Origin of the sequence: Nonomuraea sp. KM90, from assembly GCF_052246675.1 — a bacterium.
Taxonomy (GTDB): Bacteria; Actinomycetota; Actinomycetes; order Streptosporangiales; family Streptosporangiaceae; genus Nonomuraea.
On the sequence record NZ_JBQQCB010000173.1, the window covers coordinates 1 to 18,177 of the forward strand.

At 72.8% G+C, this 18,177-nt stretch carries 19 protein-coding genes; 17 read left to right on the forward strand and 2 right to left on the reverse strand.

All coding sequences use genetic code 11. The features are described from left to right. The 14 genes from ACTWPW_RS58055 to ACTWPW_RS58120 form a co-directional block, all read left to right on the forward strand. Nucleotides 1–1,076 (forward strand): alpha/beta fold hydrolase (locus ACTWPW_RS58055; RefSeq protein ID WP_443174110.1); only part of this gene is annotated, 1,076 nt, incomplete at its 5' end. A 75-nt stretch (nt 1,077–1,151) separates the two neighbouring features. After that, nucleotides 1,152–2,132, forward strand: a complete 981-nt coding sequence (gene gntD / locus ACTWPW_RS58060; RefSeq protein WP_443174111.1) for a guanitoxin biosynthesis L-enduracididine beta-hydroxylase GntD — start codon at nt 1,152–1,154, stop codon at nt 2,130–2,132. Next, nucleotides 2,113–3,252: a capreomycidine synthase gene (gene vioD / locus ACTWPW_RS58065; RefSeq protein ID WP_443174112.1), complete on the forward strand. Its 1,140-nt coding sequence runs from the start codon at nt 2,113–2,115 to the stop codon at nt 3,250–3,252. Before gntD ends, vioD begins: the two co-directional genes overlap by 20 nt. Nucleotides 3,253–3,262: 10 nt before the next feature. Then, nucleotides 3,263–4,153, forward strand: coding sequence for a tryptophan 2,3-dioxygenase (locus ACTWPW_RS58070; RefSeq protein ID WP_443174113.1), 891 nt, complete (start codon nt 3,263–3,265; stop codon nt 4,151–4,153). An 88-nt stretch (nt 4,154–4,241) separates the two neighbouring features. After that, entirely contained in the window at nt 4,242–4,460 is a 219-nt protein-coding gene (locus ACTWPW_RS58075) for an MbtH family protein (RefSeq protein WP_375114331.1), read from the forward strand. Between the two features lies 1 nt (nt 4,461). After that, nucleotides 4,462–5,214, forward strand: a complete 753-nt coding sequence (locus tag ACTWPW_RS58080; protein WP_443174114.1) for a thioesterase II family protein — start codon at nt 4,462–4,464, stop codon at nt 5,212–5,214. Between the two features lie 10 nt (nt 5,215–5,224). Continuing rightward, nucleotides 5,225–6,241 (forward strand): TauD/TfdA family dioxygenase, encoded by a 1,017-nt coding sequence (locus ACTWPW_RS58085; protein ID WP_375114329.1) that lies wholly within the window; start codon nt 5,225–5,227, stop codon nt 6,239–6,241. A gap of 51 nt (nt 6,242–6,292) precedes the next feature. Beyond that, the gene (locus ACTWPW_RS58090) at nt 6,293–8,104 is read left to right on the forward strand and encodes an amino acid adenylation domain-containing protein (RefSeq protein WP_443174115.1); all 1,812 of its coding nucleotides are present in this window, start codon (nt 6,293–6,295) and stop codon (nt 8,102–8,104) included. Beyond that, entirely contained in the window at nt 8,101–9,042 is a 942-nt protein-coding gene (locus ACTWPW_RS58095; RefSeq protein ID WP_375114327.1) for an LLM class flavin-dependent oxidoreductase, read from the forward strand. The genes ACTWPW_RS58090 and ACTWPW_RS58095 overlap by 4 nt, the downstream gene beginning before the upstream one ends. Continuing rightward, a complete protein-coding gene (locus ACTWPW_RS58100; protein WP_375114326.1) occupies nt 9,027–10,010 on the forward strand; it encodes a 3-oxoacyl-ACP synthase III family protein in 984 nt (327 codons plus the stop codon). The genes ACTWPW_RS58095 and ACTWPW_RS58100 overlap by 16 nt, the downstream gene beginning before the upstream one ends. Nucleotides 10,011–10,024: 14 nt before the next feature. Beyond that, entirely contained in the window at nt 10,025–11,362 is a 1,338-nt protein-coding gene (gene ccrA, locus ACTWPW_RS58105; protein WP_375114325.1) for a crotonyl-CoA carboxylase/reductase, read from the forward strand. 3 nt (nt 11,363–11,365) lie between these two features. Then, nucleotides 11,366–11,815: a MaoC family dehydratase N-terminal domain-containing protein gene (locus ACTWPW_RS58110; protein ID WP_375114324.1), complete on the forward strand. Its 450-nt coding sequence runs from the start codon at nt 11,366–11,368 to the stop codon at nt 11,813–11,815. Next, nucleotides 11,812–12,261 carry a MaoC/PaaZ C-terminal domain-containing protein gene (locus tag ACTWPW_RS58115; protein WP_375114323.1) on the forward strand — a complete coding sequence of 150 codons (450 nt, stop codon included), beginning with the start codon at nt 11,812–11,814 and terminating at the stop codon, nt 12,259–12,261. Before ACTWPW_RS58110 ends, ACTWPW_RS58115 begins: the two co-directional genes overlap by 4 nt. Beyond that, nucleotides 12,249–13,055: an SDR family NAD(P)-dependent oxidoreductase gene (locus tag ACTWPW_RS58120; protein ID WP_375114322.1), complete on the forward strand. Its 807-nt coding sequence runs from the start codon at nt 12,249–12,251 to the stop codon at nt 13,053–13,055. Before ACTWPW_RS58115 ends, ACTWPW_RS58120 begins: the two co-directional genes overlap by 13 nt. A 74-nt stretch (nt 13,056–13,129) precedes the next feature. Here the strand turns inward: ACTWPW_RS58120 and ACTWPW_RS58125 are convergent, their stop codons facing one another. Both ACTWPW_RS58125 and ACTWPW_RS58130 read right to left on the reverse strand, forming a co-directional pair. Next, on the reverse strand, nt 13,130–14,344 hold the full coding sequence (locus ACTWPW_RS58125) for a helix-turn-helix domain-containing protein (RefSeq protein WP_375114321.1): 1,215 nt from the start codon (nt 14,342–14,344) through the stop codon (nt 13,130–13,132). Nucleotides 14,345–14,506: 162 nt separating this feature from the next. Next, complete coding sequence (locus tag ACTWPW_RS58130) at nt 14,507–14,683, reverse strand: hypothetical protein (protein ID WP_375114320.1); 177 nt, start codon at nt 14,681–14,683, stop codon at nt 14,507–14,509. Nucleotides 14,684–15,025: 342 nt separating this feature from the next. Between ACTWPW_RS58130 and ACTWPW_RS58135 the strand changes: the two genes are divergently transcribed. From ACTWPW_RS58135 to ACTWPW_RS58145, 3 genes are all read left to right on the forward strand, one after another. Continuing rightward, nucleotides 15,026–15,151 carry a hypothetical protein gene (locus ACTWPW_RS58135; RefSeq protein ID WP_375114319.1) on the forward strand — a complete coding sequence of 42 codons (126 nt, stop codon included), beginning with the start codon at nt 15,026–15,028 and terminating at the stop codon, nt 15,149–15,151. A 65-nt stretch (nt 15,152–15,216) separates the two neighbouring features. Then, nucleotides 15,217–16,200 (forward strand): LuxR C-terminal-related transcriptional regulator, encoded by a 984-nt coding sequence (locus tag ACTWPW_RS58140; protein ID WP_375114318.1) that lies wholly within the window; start codon nt 15,217–15,219, stop codon nt 16,198–16,200. 202 nt (nt 16,201–16,402) lie between these two features. After that, the gene (locus ACTWPW_RS58145) at nt 16,403–17,848 is read left to right on the forward strand and encodes a serine/threonine-protein kinase (RefSeq protein WP_375114317.1); all 1,446 of its coding nucleotides are present in this window, start codon (nt 16,403–16,405) and stop codon (nt 17,846–17,848) included. Nucleotides 17,849–18,177 lie beyond the last annotated feature (329 nt).

Consider the following 18,177-nt stretch of genomic DNA (forward strand, 5'->3'; position numbering starts at 1 on the left):
ACCACATGGTGCCGTCGGCGTTCGTGCCGCTGGCGTCGCTGCCGCTGACCATCAACGGCAAGCTCGACGTGCGCGCCCTGCCCGCGCCCGAGCTCACCGGCCCGGCCGGCGGCCGGGGCCCGCGCAACCCCCGCGAGGAGGTGCTCTGCGGGCTGTTCGCCGAGGTGCTCGAGGTGGGCCGGGTCGGCATCGACGACAACTTCTTCGACCTGGGTGGCCACTCGCTGTCGGCGACCCGGGTGGTCGCCCGGACAAGGTCCACGCTGGGGATCGAGGTGAGCCTGCAGGAGCTGTTCCACGCGCCCACCGTCGCCGGGATCTGCGAGCTGGTCGACAGCAGGGACGCCGGAGGAGCCCAGCCGACGAGCATCCTGCTCAGGCTGCGCGACCGGGGGAGCAGGCCGCCGCTGTTCTGCGTGCATCCGGCCACCGGACTGGCCTGGTGCTACACCGGGCTGCTGCAGCACCTGGGCCCGGACCGGCCGGTGTACGGCCTGCAGACGCGCGGCATCGGCGCCGACACGACGCGCCACGCCTCGCTCGCGGAGCTGGTCGACGACTATCTCGACCACGTCCGGCAGGTCCAGCCCACCGGGCCCTACCACCTGCTGGGCTGGTCGCTCGGCGGCGGCATCGCGCACGCGATGGCCTGCCGGCTGCAGGAGCAGGGCGAGGAGGTCGCCCTGCTGGCCATGATGGACGCCTACCCGCCGGACGACTCCTGGCGGGACGACCAGCCCACCAGCAACTGGGTGGCCGAGCTGATGGAGCGCGAGGGCGCCGGGCAGATCCGGCTCGATCCCGAGCTGATCGAGGAACTGTTCGCGGCCTCCATGCGCAACCAGGACATCGTGCTCGGCGAGACTCCGGGGCTGTTCCACGGCGACCTGGTGTTCTTCACCGCGACGCTGGGCCGCGAGCCCGACACCCCGACCTCGGACGAATGGTCCGCCTTCATCGACGGGGAGGTCCTCGACCACTCCGTGCACTGCGAGCACCTCGACATGACCCGCCCGGAGCCGCTCCGGGAGATCGCCATGGAGCTCGTCCGCGTACTCGAGCCGTCGGCCGAATAGGCCCGGCCCTTTTCCGAAACTCTCGCCGGGTGGCCCGTCCACCCGGCGGACCAGAATTCCTGGAGGTTGTGCAAGGTGCTGCCCGAAATGCTGGTGAACGCGCGGGTACGGGAAATCGCGCTGAACCGGGAAGAGGCCAAACTGGCCAGAGCGCTGGCCGGCAACTGCGCCGACGAATATGTCGCCGCCGACAGTCCCGAATTTCTCGCCGAGGTAAATGTCATCGCACAGGAGCTGCCGCTCGCGCCGCGCCGCGCCGTCAACAGGGCCCGGCTCGACGAGGCCAAGCACGCCGTTCTCATCACCGGGAACATGCTCCGCGACGACCTGCTGAACGACACCCCCGCCCACTGGCGCGACCCGCAGAGCGAGGAGGCCAGGCTGTCCGGCTTCACGCTGATGCTCTGGGCCGCGCTGCTCGGGGACCCGATCGGGTGGACCACCCAGCAGGACGGCCGCATCCTCACCGACGTGCTGCCGGTGGCCGGGCACGAGCAGACGGACGTCAGCTCCAGCAGCCGCAAGGAGCTGACCTGGCACACCGAGGACGCCTTCTCGCCGTACCGGGCCGACTATGTGGGCCTGTACTGCCTGCGCAACCCCGACCTGACGCCCACCACGCTGGCCGCGGCCGACCCCCTGGCGCTGCCCGGATGGGCGCGCGAGACGCTGGCCCAGCCGCGCTTCCTGACCCGGGCCGACGACGCCCACGACCAGGACACGACCAGGCCGGAGACCGGAGCGGTGCTGACCGGCCCGGCCGAGGCCGCGGTGCTGCGGATCGACCGCGACTGCACCGTGGCCGCCCCGGGCGACGAGGACGCGCGGGCGGCGCTGGAGCTCATCTTCGGCCAGCTCGACGCGAACCTGTACGACTTCGCCCTCGCCCCCGGAGACCTGATCTTCCTCGACAACCGGAACGTCGTGCACGGCCGGCGCCCGTTCCGGGCCCGCTACGACGGCCGCGACCGATGGCTCAGGCGGATCAACGTGACCGCCGACCTCAGGCGGACCCGGGCGGGCAGGAGGAGCGGCGATGACCGTCGAATCGGCTGACCCCCGCCCGATCGGGGACATCGCCCCGGCGCTGCTGGAGGACTGGCTGCGCGAGCGGTACTTCACCCTGCCCGTCGACATCTCCAGCTCCGGCGTGGAGAACTACACGCTCGGCGAGCTCAGGGAACTGCTCGGCATCAGCACGGCGGAGCTCGACGGCATCGCCTTCCGCGACAGCCCCTCGGTGGGCGCGCCGGCGCTGCGCGAGGTGATCGCGCGGCGGTTCGGCAGCCGGCCGGACTCGGTGATGGTGACCCACGGCTCCACCGAGGCGCTGTTCCTCGCCCTGGCCGCGATCGTCCGGCCGGGCGACGAGATCGTGGTCCTGCACCCCGTCTACCACTCGCTGTACTCGATCGCGGAGGTGCTGGGCGCCCGGCTGCGCGTCTGGTGGCTGGACCCGGCCGACGGCTTCGTCCCCGACCTCGACCGGCTGCGCGACCTGCTCAACGAGCGCACCCGAGCGGTGCTGGTGAACTTCCCGCACAACCCGACGGGCACCACGCTGGGGCCCGGCGAGTACGCGGAGTTCCTGCGGCTCATCGCGGCGCGGGACTGCCACCTGCTGTGGGACGGCGCGTTCGGCGAGCTCGTCTACGACGGCGACCCGTTGCCCGATCCGCGCCTCTTCCTGGACCGCGCCATCTCGGTGGGCACCCTGTCCAAGGCGTACGGGCTGCCGGGGCTGCGCGTCGGCTGGTGCCTGGCGCCGCCCGAGCTGCTCGCGACGATGGTGAAGGTCAGGGACTACGTCTCGATCAGCACCTCGCCGCTGGCGGAGTTCCTGGCCACGGCGGTGCTCGCGAACGGCGACAGGATCGTCGCCGACCGGCTCGGCCTGGCCGCGCGCAACCGCGAGCGCCTGCGCGGCTGGGCGGACGCGAACCGGGACGCCATCGACCTGGCCATGCCGCTGGGCGGGGTCTGCGCCTTCCCCGCCGTGCGCGGCGTCACCGACGTGGGCGAGATCTGCGACACGCTGGAGAGTCTGGGCGTGCTGGTCGTGCCCGGCGTCTGCTTCGGCCACCCCGACAGGATGCGCATCGGCTTCGGCGGGCCCACGGAGGTCCTGTCGGACGGGCTGCGCGCGATCACCCGGGTCCTCCGTGGCCGGGTCTGAGGAGATGCCGATGACGGCAGGGAAATACGAGCGCTCGGCGTACCGGGTTCAGAGCGACGACGAGCGCGCCGAGCGGGCGCGGCGCACCGGCGGGCGGCCGATCCTGGAGTTCGGCGAGGGCCCCACGCCGTTCGCCGCGTACGTCCGCCCTGACGTGCTGCTGTCGGTGCAGGAGTTCCGCACCAAGTCGCCCAGCGAGCCCGGCTTCCTCATCGGCACCCAGGTCATGGAGCTGCTGTTCAAGCTCGGCCACATCGAGGCGGCACGGGCCCGCGACCAGCTCGACGCCGACGACCCGGGCGCGGCGCTGCGCACACTGAGGCGGCTGCGCCCGGCGCAGGCCCTGATGGCCGCCGCGTGGGAGCTGTTCGCCTCCCTCAGCCCGGCCGAGTACGCCGAGTTCCGCGACCAGCTCGCCGGCGGGTCGGGGTTCCAGTCCTCCGCCTACCGGCAGTGGGAGTTCGTCCTCGGCAACAAGAACGCCGCCATGACCAGGCCGTACGAAGGCGAGGCCGGCCACGGCGACCTCATGCGCGACCTGTCCGAGCCCAGCCTCTACGACGCGTCGCTCCGGCTGCTCGCGCGCAACGGGCTGGAGATCCCCGCCGAGTGCCTGAAGCGCGACTGGACGGCCCCCTACCGGCCGCACGCCGGCGTCGAACAGGCCTGGCGCCAGGTGTACGAGGACCCGGCCCGCCACCACACGGAGCACCGGCTGGCCGAGGCGCTGGTCGACGTGGCCTACGAGTTCGGGAAGTGGCGGGCGGTCCACCTGCTGGTGGTCGAGCGCGTGCTCGGCGGCAAGCCCGGCACGGGCGGGACCAGCGGCGTGCAATGGCTGCGCCGGTCCGCGGAACACCGGTTCTTCCCCGAGCTGTGGTCCGTCAGAAGTGTCCTTTGAATTGCCGGTCGGTTGCCTCGCCGACTGCCGGTCGATGCAAATTCCCGACCTTAGGCTTTGCATGTGCAGAAAAATTCCGGAGGTAACGGTGACTAATCCTTTCGACGACGAGAACGGCACTTTCCTGGTGCTGATCAACGACGAGGAACAGCATTCCCTGTGGCCTTCGTTCATCGACGTGCCGGACGGCTGGAAGGCCGTGCACGGTCCGGAGACCCGCCGGTCCTGCCTGGACCACATCGAGCGGAACTGGGTCGACATGCGCCCGCGCAGCCTGCGGGAGCAGATGGACCAGGTCCAGACCTGACGTGACCGCGTACCGCGTACAGGACACGACGGTCATCCGGCCCGCGCTGCGGCCGGCGGCCACCAGGTCGCTCGTCTGCCTCGGCTTCTGCGGCGGGGGCACCGGGGCGTACCGGTCGTGGGCCGCGGCCCTCGACCAGCGGACGCAGCTGGCGCTCGTCTGCTACCCCGGCCGGGAGGGCAGGTTCGCCGAGAGCTTCGCCCGGACCTGGGAGGAGCTCGCCGAGGACGCCACGGCGGCCGTGCTGTCGGCGGCCGACCGGCCCTACGTGCTCTTCGGGCACAGCATGGGCGGCTGGATGGCCTTCGACGTGGTGACCCGGATCGAGCGGCAGGGCGGCCCGCTGCCCGCCGCGCTCGTCGTCTCCTCCTGCAACGCGCCGAACCGGGGGCTGACCGAGCGCGACAGGTTCCCCGCCCTCGGCGACTCCGACACCGAGCTGCTGGCCTGGATGGCGACGATCGGCCTGCTGCCCGGCCACGCGCGCTCGGACTCCGGCCTGATGGAGATGGCCTACGAGCTCATGCGCGCCGACATCCGCGTACGCGACTCCTACCGCTACCCGCCGGGAGCGACGACCGGCGTCCCCGTGCAGGTGCTCTGGGGCCGCGACGACCGGGTCATCGAGCCGGCCGTGGCAGCCCAGTGGCGGCAGGTCTGCCGCGGCCGGTTCCGCTGCGACTCCTTGCCCGGCGGGCACTTCTACACCCCCGACGTCTGGCGCGCACTGCCCGCGCACATCGACGCGCTGTAAGGGACAAGCCATGGACGTGACCATCCCCGACCTCGAATGCACGCTCGGCCACGGCGGACCGGCGACGGCCACGGTGACCGGCCTGGACACCGTCGCCGCCGCGGGCGCCTGGCTGGCCGCGGTACGCCCGCGCATCCGCGACCTGCTGGACGCGCACGGCGCGCTGTGCCTGCGCGGCCTGCCCGTCCGCGGCGCGGCCGACTTCGCCGCCCTGCGGGACGTTCTCCTCACCGAGCGGGCGGCCTACCGGGAGAAGGCCACCCCCCGCACCCACGTCGTCGACGACGTCTACTCCTCGACCGACCTGCCGCCCTCGCAGCCCATCAGGATGCACAACGAGAACAGCTACACGCTGAGCTTCCCCGGCGTGCTGCTCTTCTGCTGCCTGACCGCGCCGCCCACGGGCGGCGCCACGCCGGTGGCCGACTGCCGCCAGGTGCTGCGCAACCTGCCGCCCGAGCTGGCCGAGCGGTTCCGCGCCGTCGGCTGGTCGCTGCGGCGCACCTACGGCGAGCACATCTCCCTCGGCTGGCGCACCGCGTTCGGCGCGGACACGCGCGAAGAGGTCGAGAAGTACTGCGCCGACAACCTCATCAGCTGTCGCTGGGGCGAGAACGACACGCTGCGCACCAGGCAGGTGCGCCCCGCGATCATCAGGCATCCCCGGACCGGGGATGAGGTGTGGTTCAACCACGCCGCCTTCTGGAGCGAGCATTCACTCGATCCCGAGATCCGGGACGTGCTTCTCCAGGAATCGGGGCGGGACGGCCTGCCCTTCACGACAGGGTACGGCGACGGCACGGAGCTCAGCGCGGACGACGTGAGCGCCATGAACGCCGCCTACGAAACGGCCGTCCTGCGGCAGGCGTGGCGGGCAGGTGATCTGCTGATCGTGGACAACCTGCTCGCCGCGCACGGCCGCGACCCCTTCCGCGGCGACCGCAGGGTCGTCGTGGCCATGGGAGACCCGGTGACGCTCCAGGAGTGCCGCCCGATCCCGCCGATGTCCGTGTGCGACGGGGGCTGAGATGACCGCCGGCTTTGTCCGTATCCTGCCCGCGCGCGATATGGGGCCGAGATGACCGTCACCTTCCCCGCCGCCCCGCGCTCCGTGGGGCCCGCGCTCGCGGCCGAGCCCGATGACGTGCTCGGCCGGTTCCGCCGGGCGGTGGCCGCCCATCCCGACCGCCGCGCCGTGCGGGCGCCGGACGGCGAGCTCAGCTTCGCCGGGCTGGCGACGCGGGTGGCCAGGGTGGCGGGGGCGCTGCGGGCGGCGGGCGTCGTACGCGGCTCCCGGGTCGGCGTCTGCCTGCCCCGGTCCACCGAGCTGCCCGCGGCGCTGCTGGCGGTCTGGTGGCTGGGCGCGGCCTACGTCCCGCTCGACCCCGCCCACCCGGCCGAGCGGCTGGCGCTCACCGTCGCCGACGCCGGGGTGAGCGCGGTCTACACGGACCGGCCGGAGCCCGGCTGGAGCGTGCCGACCGCGACCGCCCCGCCGCGCGACGACCCGGAGCCCACCGCCCCGCCCGCCTCCCTCGTCGAGCGGGAGCCCGCCGGACCGCCCGCTCCGGCGGGTGAGCACCCGGCCGTCCGGACGCCCGCGCAGGTCGGCGGGCACGACGTCGCCTACGTCCTGCACACCTCCGGTTCGACCGGCCGGCCCAAGGGGGTCGCGGTCAGCAGAGGCGGGGTGTCGGCGCTGCTCGCCTCCCTGGAGCAGGCCGGGATCTACCCTCCAGATCCGGCCACGGTCGGCTGGAACGCGAGCATCTCCTTCGACGCCTCGGTGCAGCAGCTGATCCGCGTGTGCCGCGGCGACACGATCGTGCTGCTGGGCGAGGACGTCCGCGCCGACCCGCCCGCACTGGCCGCGTACGTGCGCGAGCACGACGTCACCGAGCTCGACCTCACGCCCTCGCACTGGGCCGCCCTGCGCGACGACCTCCTGCCCGGCCGGCCGCTGCGGCTGCTCATGGGCGGCGAGCCGGTGCCCGCCGGCATGTGGCGCGACCTGGCCGCCACCCCCGGCTGGCGGACGGTCAACCTGTACGGCCCCAGCGAGTGCACCGTGGACGCCACCGCCGCGCCCGTCCACGGCCCGCACCCGCACATCGGCGGCCCCCTGCCCGGCGTGCGCGTGTACGTGCTGGACGGCCGCCTGCGCCCGGCCGAGGACGGCGAGTTGTTCGTCGCCGGCACCGGAGTGGCCCACGGCTACGTCAACCGGCCCTCCCTGACCGCCGAGCGGTTCCTGCCCGACGTGGTGGCCGGTGACGGGTCGCGCATGTACCGGACCGGCGACCGCGCCCGGTGGGACGCCGACGGCAACCTGATCTTCCTGGGCCGGCTCGACCGCCAGGTGAAGGTACGCGGTCACCGGATCGAGCCGGGCGAGGTCGAGGCGGTGCTCGGCGAGCGTCCCGAGGTCTCGCGCTGCGTGGTCGTCCCGCGCGGCGACGCGCTGGCGGCCTACTACACCGGCACCGAGGCGCCCGGCGCGCAGCTGCGCGAGCACCTGGCCCGGCGGCTGCCCGGCTCCATGGTGCCCGCCGCGTTCACGTGGCTGCCGGAGTTCCCCCGTACGGTCGGCGGCAAGCTGGACCTGGACGCGCTGCCCGTACCGGCGGCGGGAGCCGGGACGGGGCCGCCCGCCGAGGGCCCCGTGGAGGAGCTGATCGCCAGGGTCTGGGCCGGCGTGCTCGGCGTCGACAGCGTGCTGGCCGACGACGACTTCTTCGCCCTTGGCGGCCACTCGCTGGTGGCGCTCAAGGTGGTGGCGCGGGTGCGCGAGCACTTCGGCGTCGTCCTGCCGACGAAGGACGTCTACCGCCACCCCAGGCTCCGCGATCTCGCGGCGCACGTGGCCCGGCTGAGCGGCGGGATCTCATGACCGACGTGGGGGTCGTGCTCCCCGCCACCAGCGCGGCGGGCGCGAGCCGATACGACGTGGTCGCCTCGGCCGGCCTGGCCGAGGACCTCGGATTCGACTCGGTCTGGACCGTCGACCACCTCGCCTTCCGCACCGGGATCCTCGAGCCGGTCTCCGTCCTGGCCGCGGTGTCCGCCGTGACCCGGCGGGTCGGCCTCGGGTTCTCCGTGCTCGTGGGCGCGTTGCGGCACCCGGCCTGGACGGCCAAGCAACTGGCCTCGTTACAGGTTCTGTCCGGTGACCGGGTCCTGCTCGGCGTGGGCGTGGGCGGCGAGTACCCCGCCGAGTGGGTGGCCGCCGGGGTGCCCGTGGAGGAGCGCGGCAGTCGTACCGACGCCCTGCTCGACGTGCTGCCGGCGCTGCTCTCCGGGCGCCCGGCGCGGTTGCCCGCCCCGTGGGACGCCGACGTGCCCGCGCTCGCCCCCACCGGGGCGATGCCGCCGGTCTGGATCGGCGGCCGTTCGGCGGCGGCGATGGAGCGGGCGGCGGGCCACGGCGACGGCTGGCTCGGAGCCTGGGTGAGCCCGGCGCGGTTCGCCCGGCGGCGGGAGCACCTGTGCGCCCGCGCTCGCGAGCTGGGCCGGGCCGAGCCGCGAGCGGGCATCGCCGCGCTCGTCCACGTGGACGACCGCGACCCCGAGCACGCCAGGGCCGAGGCGGCCCGTTTCGTGGGCCTGCAGTACGGCCCGTCGGCGGGGCCGCTCCTGCGGCACGTCATCGCGGGAACCGGCGCCGAGGTGGCGAAGGGCCTGGCCGCGTTCGTCGCCGCCGGGGCCGACCAACTGGTGCTGATGCCGGCCGCGGCCGGCTACGCGGCGCAGTACCGCCGGCTCGCCGCGCTGCTGGACGAGGAGCCGATCGTGCGAGGAAAGGGACCCGTGACATGGCCGTCGGAGTAGTCGGACTGGGCGCGCACGCGCCGGAACGAGTGATCACCAACGCGCACATCAGAGGCTGGACCGGGATGCGGGAGGAGTGGGTCGAGAGAAGGACCGGGATCGTCGAGCGCCGCTACGCCACGGCCGGGACGGTGACCTCCGACCTGGCGGCCATCGCGGCCAACGAGGCGCTGGACGCCGAGCCGGACGCACGCGAACGCCTCGGCGCGCTCATCCTGGCCACCATGACGCCCGACGTGCCGCAGCCGGCGACCGCGGCCATCCTGCAGCACAAGCTGGACCTGAAGACGGTGCCCGCCTTCGACGTGAACGCCGGCTGCAGCGGGTTCCTGTACTCGCTCGCGGTCGCCGAGGGCCTGCTGAGCACGTACTGCCGCGGCGCCCGGGTGCTGGTCGCGGGGGCGGACATGGTCTCCACCCTGGTGAACAGGAAGGATCGCGCCACCGTCAGCATCTTCGGCGACGGCGCCGCCGCCATGCTGCTCGGCGAGGTGCCGGACGGGTACGGCTTCCTGACCACCCGGATGCTCACCGACGGCGAGTACCACCACGTGGTGGGCGTGGACGCCGGCGGCACCCGGATGGAGGTCGACGAGGAGACCAGGGCGGCCGGGAAACACTACGCGCACATGGACGGCCGGGCGGTCAGGGACTGGGTGCTGCCCACCCTGCGCAAGATCGTCGAGCAGGTGCTCGACGACTGCGCCCTCGACCTCGGCGACATCAGCAGGTTCGTCTTCCACCAGGCGAACATCCGGATGCTGGAGGAGCTGGCGGCCGATCTCGGCATCGGGCTGGACCGGGTGCCGCTCACCGCACGCGACCACGGCAACATCGGCGCCGCCTCGGTGGCGTTCACGCTGCACCGGTCGCACCAGAGCCGGCCGCTCCAGCGGGGCGAGCGCATCCTGCTCGCCACGGCGGGCGCGGGCCTGTGCGCCGGCGCCACGATTCTCCACTGGTACTGAACCCGGAGGCGGCGATGCGGAAGACACTCGAAGCGATCATGGCGGACGACCCGGCCGAGCTGGGGTCCCTCCCCGTACCGGAGAGCTACCGGGCGGTCACGGTGCACGCCGACGAGGTCACCATGTTCGACGGCATGAGCTCCGTGGACAAGGACCCGCGCAAGTCGTTGCACGTCGAGGAGGTGGCCACGCCCGAGCTGGGGCCGGGGGAGGCGCTGGTCGCGGTGATGGCGAGCAGCGTCAACTACAACACGGTGTGGACGTCGATCTTCGAGCCCCTGCCCACCTTCACCTTCCTGCGGCGTTACGGCCGTACCTCCCCGCTGGCCGGGCGGCACGACCTGCCCTACCACGTGGTCGGCTCCGATCTGTCCGGAGTGGTGCTGCGTACCGGTGACGGCGTCGGCGCCTGGAAGCCGGGCGACCACGTGGTCGCGCACTGCCTGTCGGTCGAGCTGGAGCACCCCGACGGGCACGGCGACACGATGCTCGACCCCGAGCAGCGCATCTGGGGCTTCGAGACGAACTTCGGCGGGCTCGCCGAGCTGGCCGTCGTGAAGTCCAACCAGCTCATGCCCAAGGCGGCCCACCTGACCTGGGAGGAGGCCGCCGCCTCCAGCCTGGTGAACTCGACCGCCTACCGGCAGCTCGTCTCGTCCAACGGGGCCGGGATGAAGCAGGGTGACACGGTGCTCATCTGGGGCGCCTCGGGCGGCCTCGGCTCGTACGCCACCCAGCTCGTGCTCAACGGCGGCGGCACGCCGGTGTGCGTGGTCTCCAGCGCCGAGAAGGCGGAGCTCTGCCGCAGGATGGGCGCCGAGCTGATCATCGACCGGCGGGCCGAGGACTACCGGTTCTGGTCCGGCGAGCACACCCAGGACCCCCGGGAGTGGCGCCGGTTCGGTGCGCACATCCGCGAGCTGACCGGCGGCGAGGATCCCGACATCGTCTTCGAGCACCCCGGCAGGGAGACCTTCGGCGCCAGCGTCTTCGTGGCCAGACGCGGCGGAACGATCGTCTCCTGCGCCTCCACCAGCGGTTTCCAGCACACCTACGACAACCGCTACCTCTGGATGAACCTCAAGCGGATCATCGGCACGCACTTCGCCAACTACCGGGAGGCGTGGGCGGCCAACCGGCTGATCACCCGCGGCCGGATCCACCCGACGCTGTCCAGGGTGTATCCGCTGTCCCGCACCGGCCAGGCCGTTCACGACGTGCACGGCAATCTGCACCAGGGCAAGGTGGGGGTGCTCTGCCTGGCGCCCGGGCCGGGGCTCGGCGTGCGGGACCACGAGCTGCGCGCCGGGCTGGAGGGCCCGCTCGGCCGCTTCCGCCAGGGGACGTGGTGAGTCGTGACCATCGACACGTCCGTCATCGGCGCCCGCTCGCCCGAACTGACCGTCGAGGTCGAGCGCGGCCGCCTGCGCATGTTCGCCAGGACGATCGGCGAGTGCGACCCCGTCTACACCGAGGTGGCCGCCGCGCGCGCGGCCGGCCACCCCGATCTGCCGGTGCCGCCGACGTTCCTGTTCTGCCTGGAGATGGAGCGCCCCGACCCCCTCGCGTACGTCCGCGCGCTCGACGTCGACCTGGGCCGCATGCTGCACGGCGAGCAGAGCTTCGCCTACCACGCCCTGGCCCACGCCGGTGACGTGCTCACCTTCGACTCCCGCATCACCGACGTCTACAGCAGGAAGTCCCTGGACTTCCTGGTGCGCGCCACCGACGTCACCCGCGGCGGCGCGCCCGTCGCCCGGCTGACCACCGTCATCGTCGTACGTCCCGCGGAGGCCGCCCCATGACCACCCCGCTGCGGGCCGGTGACCGGCTGCCGCCGCTCCGGCTCTCCCCGATCAGCCGCGCCACGCTCGCCCTGTACGCGGGCGCGTCCGGCGACCACCACCCCGCCCACATCGACACGGACGCGGCCCGGGCCGCCGGGCACGACGACGTGTTCGTCCACGGGATGCTCAACATGGCCTACCTCGGGCGGCTGCTCACCGGCCTGGTCCCGCAGGGGCGCATCAGGTCGTACGGCGTGCGCTTCACCGCCATCACGCCGGTGCACGCCGAGCCGACCTGCACCGCGACGGTAACCGGGGTCGAGGGCGGAGCCGCCCGGCTGGACCTCGCGGTGACGCTGGCCGACGGCACGGTGACCCTGCGCGGCACCGCCGTCATCGACGTGGAGACCGACCCGGAGACCGACCCGGAGACCGACCTGGAGGAGGGCACGTGGACAGGCTGACCGGACGTACCGCGATCGTCTCCGGCGCGGGCCGCGGCATCGGCCGGGCCACCGCGCTCAAGCTGGCGGCGGAGGGCGCCCGCGTGGTCGTCAACGACGTCGACCCCGAGCCCGCCGAGGCGACCGTCGCCGACGTCAAGTCCGCGGGCGGCGAGGCGGTGGCCTGCCTCGGCGACGTGACCGAGCCCGGCTTCGCCGGCCGGTTCGTCGAATGCGCGATCGACTCGTTCGGCGGGCTGGACATCGTCGTCAACAACGCCGGCCACACCTGGGACACCGTCGTCCACAAGATGACCGACGAGCAGTGGGACGCCATCCTCGACCTCCATCTCAAGGCGCCGTTCCAGATCCTGCGGGCCGCCCACCCGTACATCAGGTCCCATCCCGTCGAGCACCACCGCAAGGTGGTCAACATCTCCTCGGTCGCGGGACTGGGCGGCAACGCGGGGCAGGCCAACTACGCGGCGGCCAAGGCCGGCGTGGCCGGCCTGACCAGGACCCTCGCCAAGGAGTGGGGGCGCCACCGGGTCAACGTGAACGCGGTCGCCTTCGGCCTGATCACCACGCGGCTGACCGATTCGGCCGCCGGCGAGGGTGCCACGATCACCATGCGGGGCAGGCGGATCAGGGTCGGGGTCAACGCCCGGCTCCTGGAGACGATCAAGGCCACCATCCCGCTGGGGCGGGCCGGCACGCCGGAGGAGGCGGCCGGGGCGGTCTACCTGCTGTGCACGCCCGAATCCGACTACATCAGCGGCCAGGTCGTGGTGTGCGGCGGCGGCTTCACCCTCTGACCGGGCCCGTTCGGCCGGCACCCGCGGCCCGGCACTCAGCGCAGACGCTCAGTGCAGACACTCAGTGCCGACACTCAGTGCAGACCGAGGAACCGGCGGGTGTTCCTGAGGATCTCGAAGTACACCCCGGCGGAGGTCTCCTTCCGCCGTACGAGCCCGAGCATCAGCAGGGCGTGCACCTGCCGGGCCACGTTGCCGAGCGGCCTGTTCACCGCGGCGGACACGTCCTTGACCGACCAGGCGGGGCTGATCCGCGCGGCCACCGCGAGCAGCTCCCAGGCGGGCTGGTCCAGCCAGCCGATCGCCTGCGGGATGGCGTCGGCCGGGGCCTGCCGCCGTCCGGCGGGGACCGGCCAGCCGGACAGGGCGGCGGGGTCGCGTGAGAGCTCCTCCAGCAGCTCGTCGAGCCGGTGCACCACGCTCCACTGGGCGACCATCTCCAGGGCGGCGGGGATGCCGTCGACCTGGCGGCAGATGCCGGCGATCACCGACGCGTTCGCGGCGTCGAGGCTGAACCCCGGATGGGCGTGCCGGAGATGGCGGGTCAGCAGCCGTACGGACTCGACCTGCTCGGTCACGGCCTCCGCCTCCGCGGGCACGCGCAGCGGGGCGAGCGGCAACATCCGCCAGCCCGCGGCGTGCTGCGGCCGGCGGGTCGTCACCAGCACGCGCAGCCGGCGGCAGCGGCGCAAGAGGGCGAACAGGGCCTCGGCGTGCTCTCCGGAGCTGTCACAACCGTCGAGCACCAGTACGGCGGCCTGCTCGCCGATGGCGCCGGCCAGGGCGGAGATCCCGTCGCCGAGCAGGTCCGTCATGGTGGTCCGGTCGGCCCACAGGACGCACCATTCGCCACTGCCGCCCAGCTCGTGCGCCACCTCCATGACCAGTCGCGTCTTACCGACCCCGCCCAGCCCGACGACCGCCACCAGCCGTTCGCCGGCGTGGACGAGCTCGCGGAGCAGCTCCCGTTCGGCCGCCCTGCCGACCATCTCGCCGGTGGGGACGGGGATCCTCGACGCGCTCCCCAGCGCCTGCGGCTCGGGGGTGTCCTCCGGCAGGCCGGTCGCCGCCTCCAGCGCGGCGCGCTGGGACCCTTCGACCCTCAGACCGTCGGCCAGCAGCTGCACGGTCTCCCTGCGCGGGCTCTTGACCCGGCCGGATTCGAGGTCGCGGATGGCGCGGACGCTGACCGCGCTGAGGTCCGCCAGGGCCTGCTGGGACAGCCTGGCTCGACGACGGTACGAGCGAAGCAGGGATGCCAGGTCTTCGGCGTGTGTGTCGCTGAGCAACGTGCCTCCTTGCCCAGGGCGATGGCGTGCGCGGGAAGGCTGTGCGGTACGCCGGCGGGCGCACGCCGGAACGTGCGCACGCCGGTGGCGCCCGGCCGGTCGGTGCCCAGAAGGAGCCGCACCGGCCGGGAGAGCCGGGTCAGGTGGTGGTGGCGCCCTCGATCAGCCCCAGATGTTGCTGTCGAATCCGTTCACGGGCGGGAGGGGCCGCCCGCCCGCGGCGGTCGGCGGGCAGCCGGTCTCGGCTGCGGCCGTGGCCGTGGCCGTGACCCCGGGCGAGACAGCGATCAGGAGGATGGCGGCGGCGCCGGTGGCGGTGATGCGGATCGCGAGCTTCATGTCTGCTCCTTGGAAGTGGATGCCTGCCGGCGTTCACGTGACGCTGACCTCCCGGCCCCGGCGAACTCACCCCGAGCCGTCCGAGCCGTTCCAGCCGTCCGAGCCGTCCGGCGGCCTTACCCCGTCGATCCAGAGTCTGCGTCGATCTCCGTGCCCAGCAGAAGGTCTCGAACGGCTCCTGAAGCGGCCCGGCCTATTTAGGCACCTCGGCGGCCCGGGCCCCGGCACGCCGGTCGAAAGGCCCGGCCGGTGACTCATCCGCCGGGCCGTCTGGACCGAAGTGCAGCATGGGCCGAGCAGTCGGCCGGAAGCGAAGGGAGCAAGCTCGTGTACCACATGCACATGAGAAGGCACCCACAGTGGCGGCGGCTGATCGCCGGGGGGATCGACAGGGTCGTGCGCTCGGCGGCCACCGGCATCACCAGCACGCGCTACGACCTGCTGATTCGAGGACTTGACGTCCGGTGACGACGAGGGGGAAACCCGAAGAGATCGATGTCGCTGCGAACAAGTGGGCGAAGACGCAGCTCGGAATGCTCGAATCGCTGGGCCTGAGCAGGCTCGCCGAGCGCGTCTACCGCCTGCTGCTGACCGGGCTCGTCCCGGATCCCGAGGGGCTGGCCGCGCAGTTGTCGGTCAGTGCCGACCAGATCAGGCAGGCGTTCGACCAGCTCGCCGACCTGGCCCTGCTGCGACCCTCCTGGGAGGCACCCGGCGTCATGCGCCCGGTCAACCCGGAGGCCGGGCTCCAGCTGCTGCTCCGACGCCGTCAGGCCGAGGTGCTGCGCCAGCAGCAGAGCATCGTCGAGAGCGAGGCGGCCATCACCGTGCTGGTCAGCCAGTACGCCGGCCTGCGCCCCGGTGACGGGCACCCCGACGCGGAACGGCTGATCGGCCTGGACGCCATCAGGTCGCGCATCGAGGTGCTGGCCTCGCGGGCCCGGATCGAGGTCGCCACCCTGATGCCCGGGGGGCCTCAGGATCCGGCCATGATCGAGGCGGCCAAGCCGCTCGACCAGCAGGTACGCGATCGCGGTGTGGCGATTCGCACCGTGGGGCTGGACTGCCTCCGGCGTGACGGGCCCACCCTGGCCTTCGCCTTCTGGCTGGTCGGGATAGGCGCCCAATTCCGTACCGTGCCGACCCTGCCCACGCGCATGATCATCTATGACCGCCAGATCGCGCTGGTACCCCTCGACCCGGCCGACACCAAGGCCGGCGCCGTCCAGGTCAGCAGTCCGGGGACGGTCTCGTTGATCATGGCGCTGTTCGAGCAGATCTGGGCGACGGCGACCCCCGTCGGCTCGACACCGGTTCGCGACCGCGACGGCCTGTCCCCGCAGGAACGTCAGCTCCTGCGGCTGCTCGCCGAGGGCATGACCGACGAGGGCGCGGGCCGTCAGCTGGGCCTGGCGCCCCGTACCGTGCGCCGGATCATGGCCGATGTGATGGGGCGGTTGGGGGCGCGCAGCCGCTTCGAGGCCGGCCTGCGCGCTTCCGAACGGGGGTGGCTGTAACTCGCGTGCGCACGCTCGCCGCGCCCACCGCGGTCCGGGCCCGACCCCGGCCCGCCGCACTGCCGGAAATTCCGGCCGGTGGGCGGCGCACTCGGGCCGATCGTCGCTTACTGTGCATCTCGGGGGAGCACTGCGGGAGAATGTCCCGTCAGCGCACACGCAAGCATGGCGTGCCGGGGGATCACGGAGGATGACGTCGGGAATGAGCACGCAGACGCAGGAACATCTCGGCCCCTACCGGGTGATCGGGAAGATCGGCGAGGGCGGCATGGGGGTCGTCCATCTCGGTCTCGACGGCGCGGGCCGCGAGGTCGCGATCAAGGTGCTGCACCCGCACGTGGCCGCCGACCTCAAGGCGCGCGACCGGCTGTTCCGCGAGGTGGAGACCATGCGGCGGGTGCGCAGCCGCTTCGTGGCCGAGGTGATCGACGCCGAGCTGTCAGGCGGGCGGCCCTTCGTGGTGACCCGGTTCGCCAAGGGCCGCACGCTGGAGGACACCGTGCTGTCCCAGGGCCCGCTGGAGGCGCGTGCGGTCGTCCGGCTCGCCGAGGGGTTGTGCCAGGCGCTGGTGGACGTGCACGCGGCCGGGGTGATCCACCGGGACCTGAAGCCGACCAACGTCATGCTGGTCGACGGGGAGCCGCTGGTCATCGACTTCGGCATCGCCCATCTGGTGAATGCCTCCCGGCTGACGCAGACGGGGATGTTCGTCGGCACGCCGGGTTACCTGGCGCCGGAGATCATCCGTGACTCGCAGATCACCCAGGCGGCCGACGTGCACGCGCTGGCCTCGACGGTGTTCTTCGCCGCCACGGGGCTGCCGCCGTTCGGCACGGGGACGTTCGAGGCGGTCTGCTTCAACACCATGGAGGGGCGCGCGCAGATCGACAAGGCGCCGGCCTGGCTGCGGGGCTGGCTCAGCCTGGCGTTGCAGGTCGATCCGGCGGCCCGGCCCAGCGCGCGTGAGCTGCTGCGGATGGCCAGGGCGCTCGATCCGGCCGGCCGCCCGGCGGGGCGGATCAGCGAGCGTACGCTGACCATGGACATCGTGTCCGACCTGCTCCCGCCGGTCGAATACGCCGCGAGGCGCCAGGAGGAGCCGCCGTCCCCGGCAGCGGCGCCGACCGTCCACGCGGCTCGGGAGCGGGAGCGCCCGCAGGCCCCCGCGGAGCCCTTCGACCTGCGGCGGTTCCTGCACAGCAGCGGGTTCGTCGGGGTGCTCATGCTCGTGACGCTGGTCGCGTTCACCGTGCTCATGCCGGTCGCCGTGGGCCTGGTGGCGGCGGCGATCACGCTGGCGCTGCGCGCCGCCGACCACTACTTCGCCGAGCCCGAGACCCGGCCGACGCTGTCCAGGACCGCGCTCGTGACGGCCGGCCACATGTTCCTGTCGCTGGCGTTCGGCCTGGTCGCGGGGAGCCTCCTGCACATGACCGGCCGGTTGAGCGGCAGCCACGCGGAGTCGCTGGCGGCCGGCGCGTTCACGCTGGGGCTGTTCGTGCTGCCCGGCGCGGGCGCGGTGCGGCGGACCGCCTCCAACGCCCTCGCCCGCCTCCTGCCCGGCCGCAGCCCGATCGTGGTGACGGTGGCCGTGATGGGGCCGGTCGCGCTGACGTCGATCATCATCGCCCTGGTCCAGGGGCTGTGACCCCTGCTGGAGCCACCGCCCGGACGCCAGGTCTGAGCCGCGCAAGTCGGGGCGCCGGTCAGCGCAAGTCTTGCGGCTTCTTGCGCTGACTTGACGTCGTCCCTTGCGCTCCGTCAAATTCCGCCGGATCCGCAGCTCATGGGCGCACGCTGGGAGAAGATCCTCAAAGTCTGCCGATCGACAGTTATTTCTTTGCGCAATCTCGTCGAAATATTGCGGCCTTCTGCTCGACATCTTATGGTTCGGCCATCCGCCTTACCCGAAGGGCCACCCCCATGAGAGCACTGCTTGCCGCCCTTACGTTACTGATCGGAATCCTGGTCGCCCCG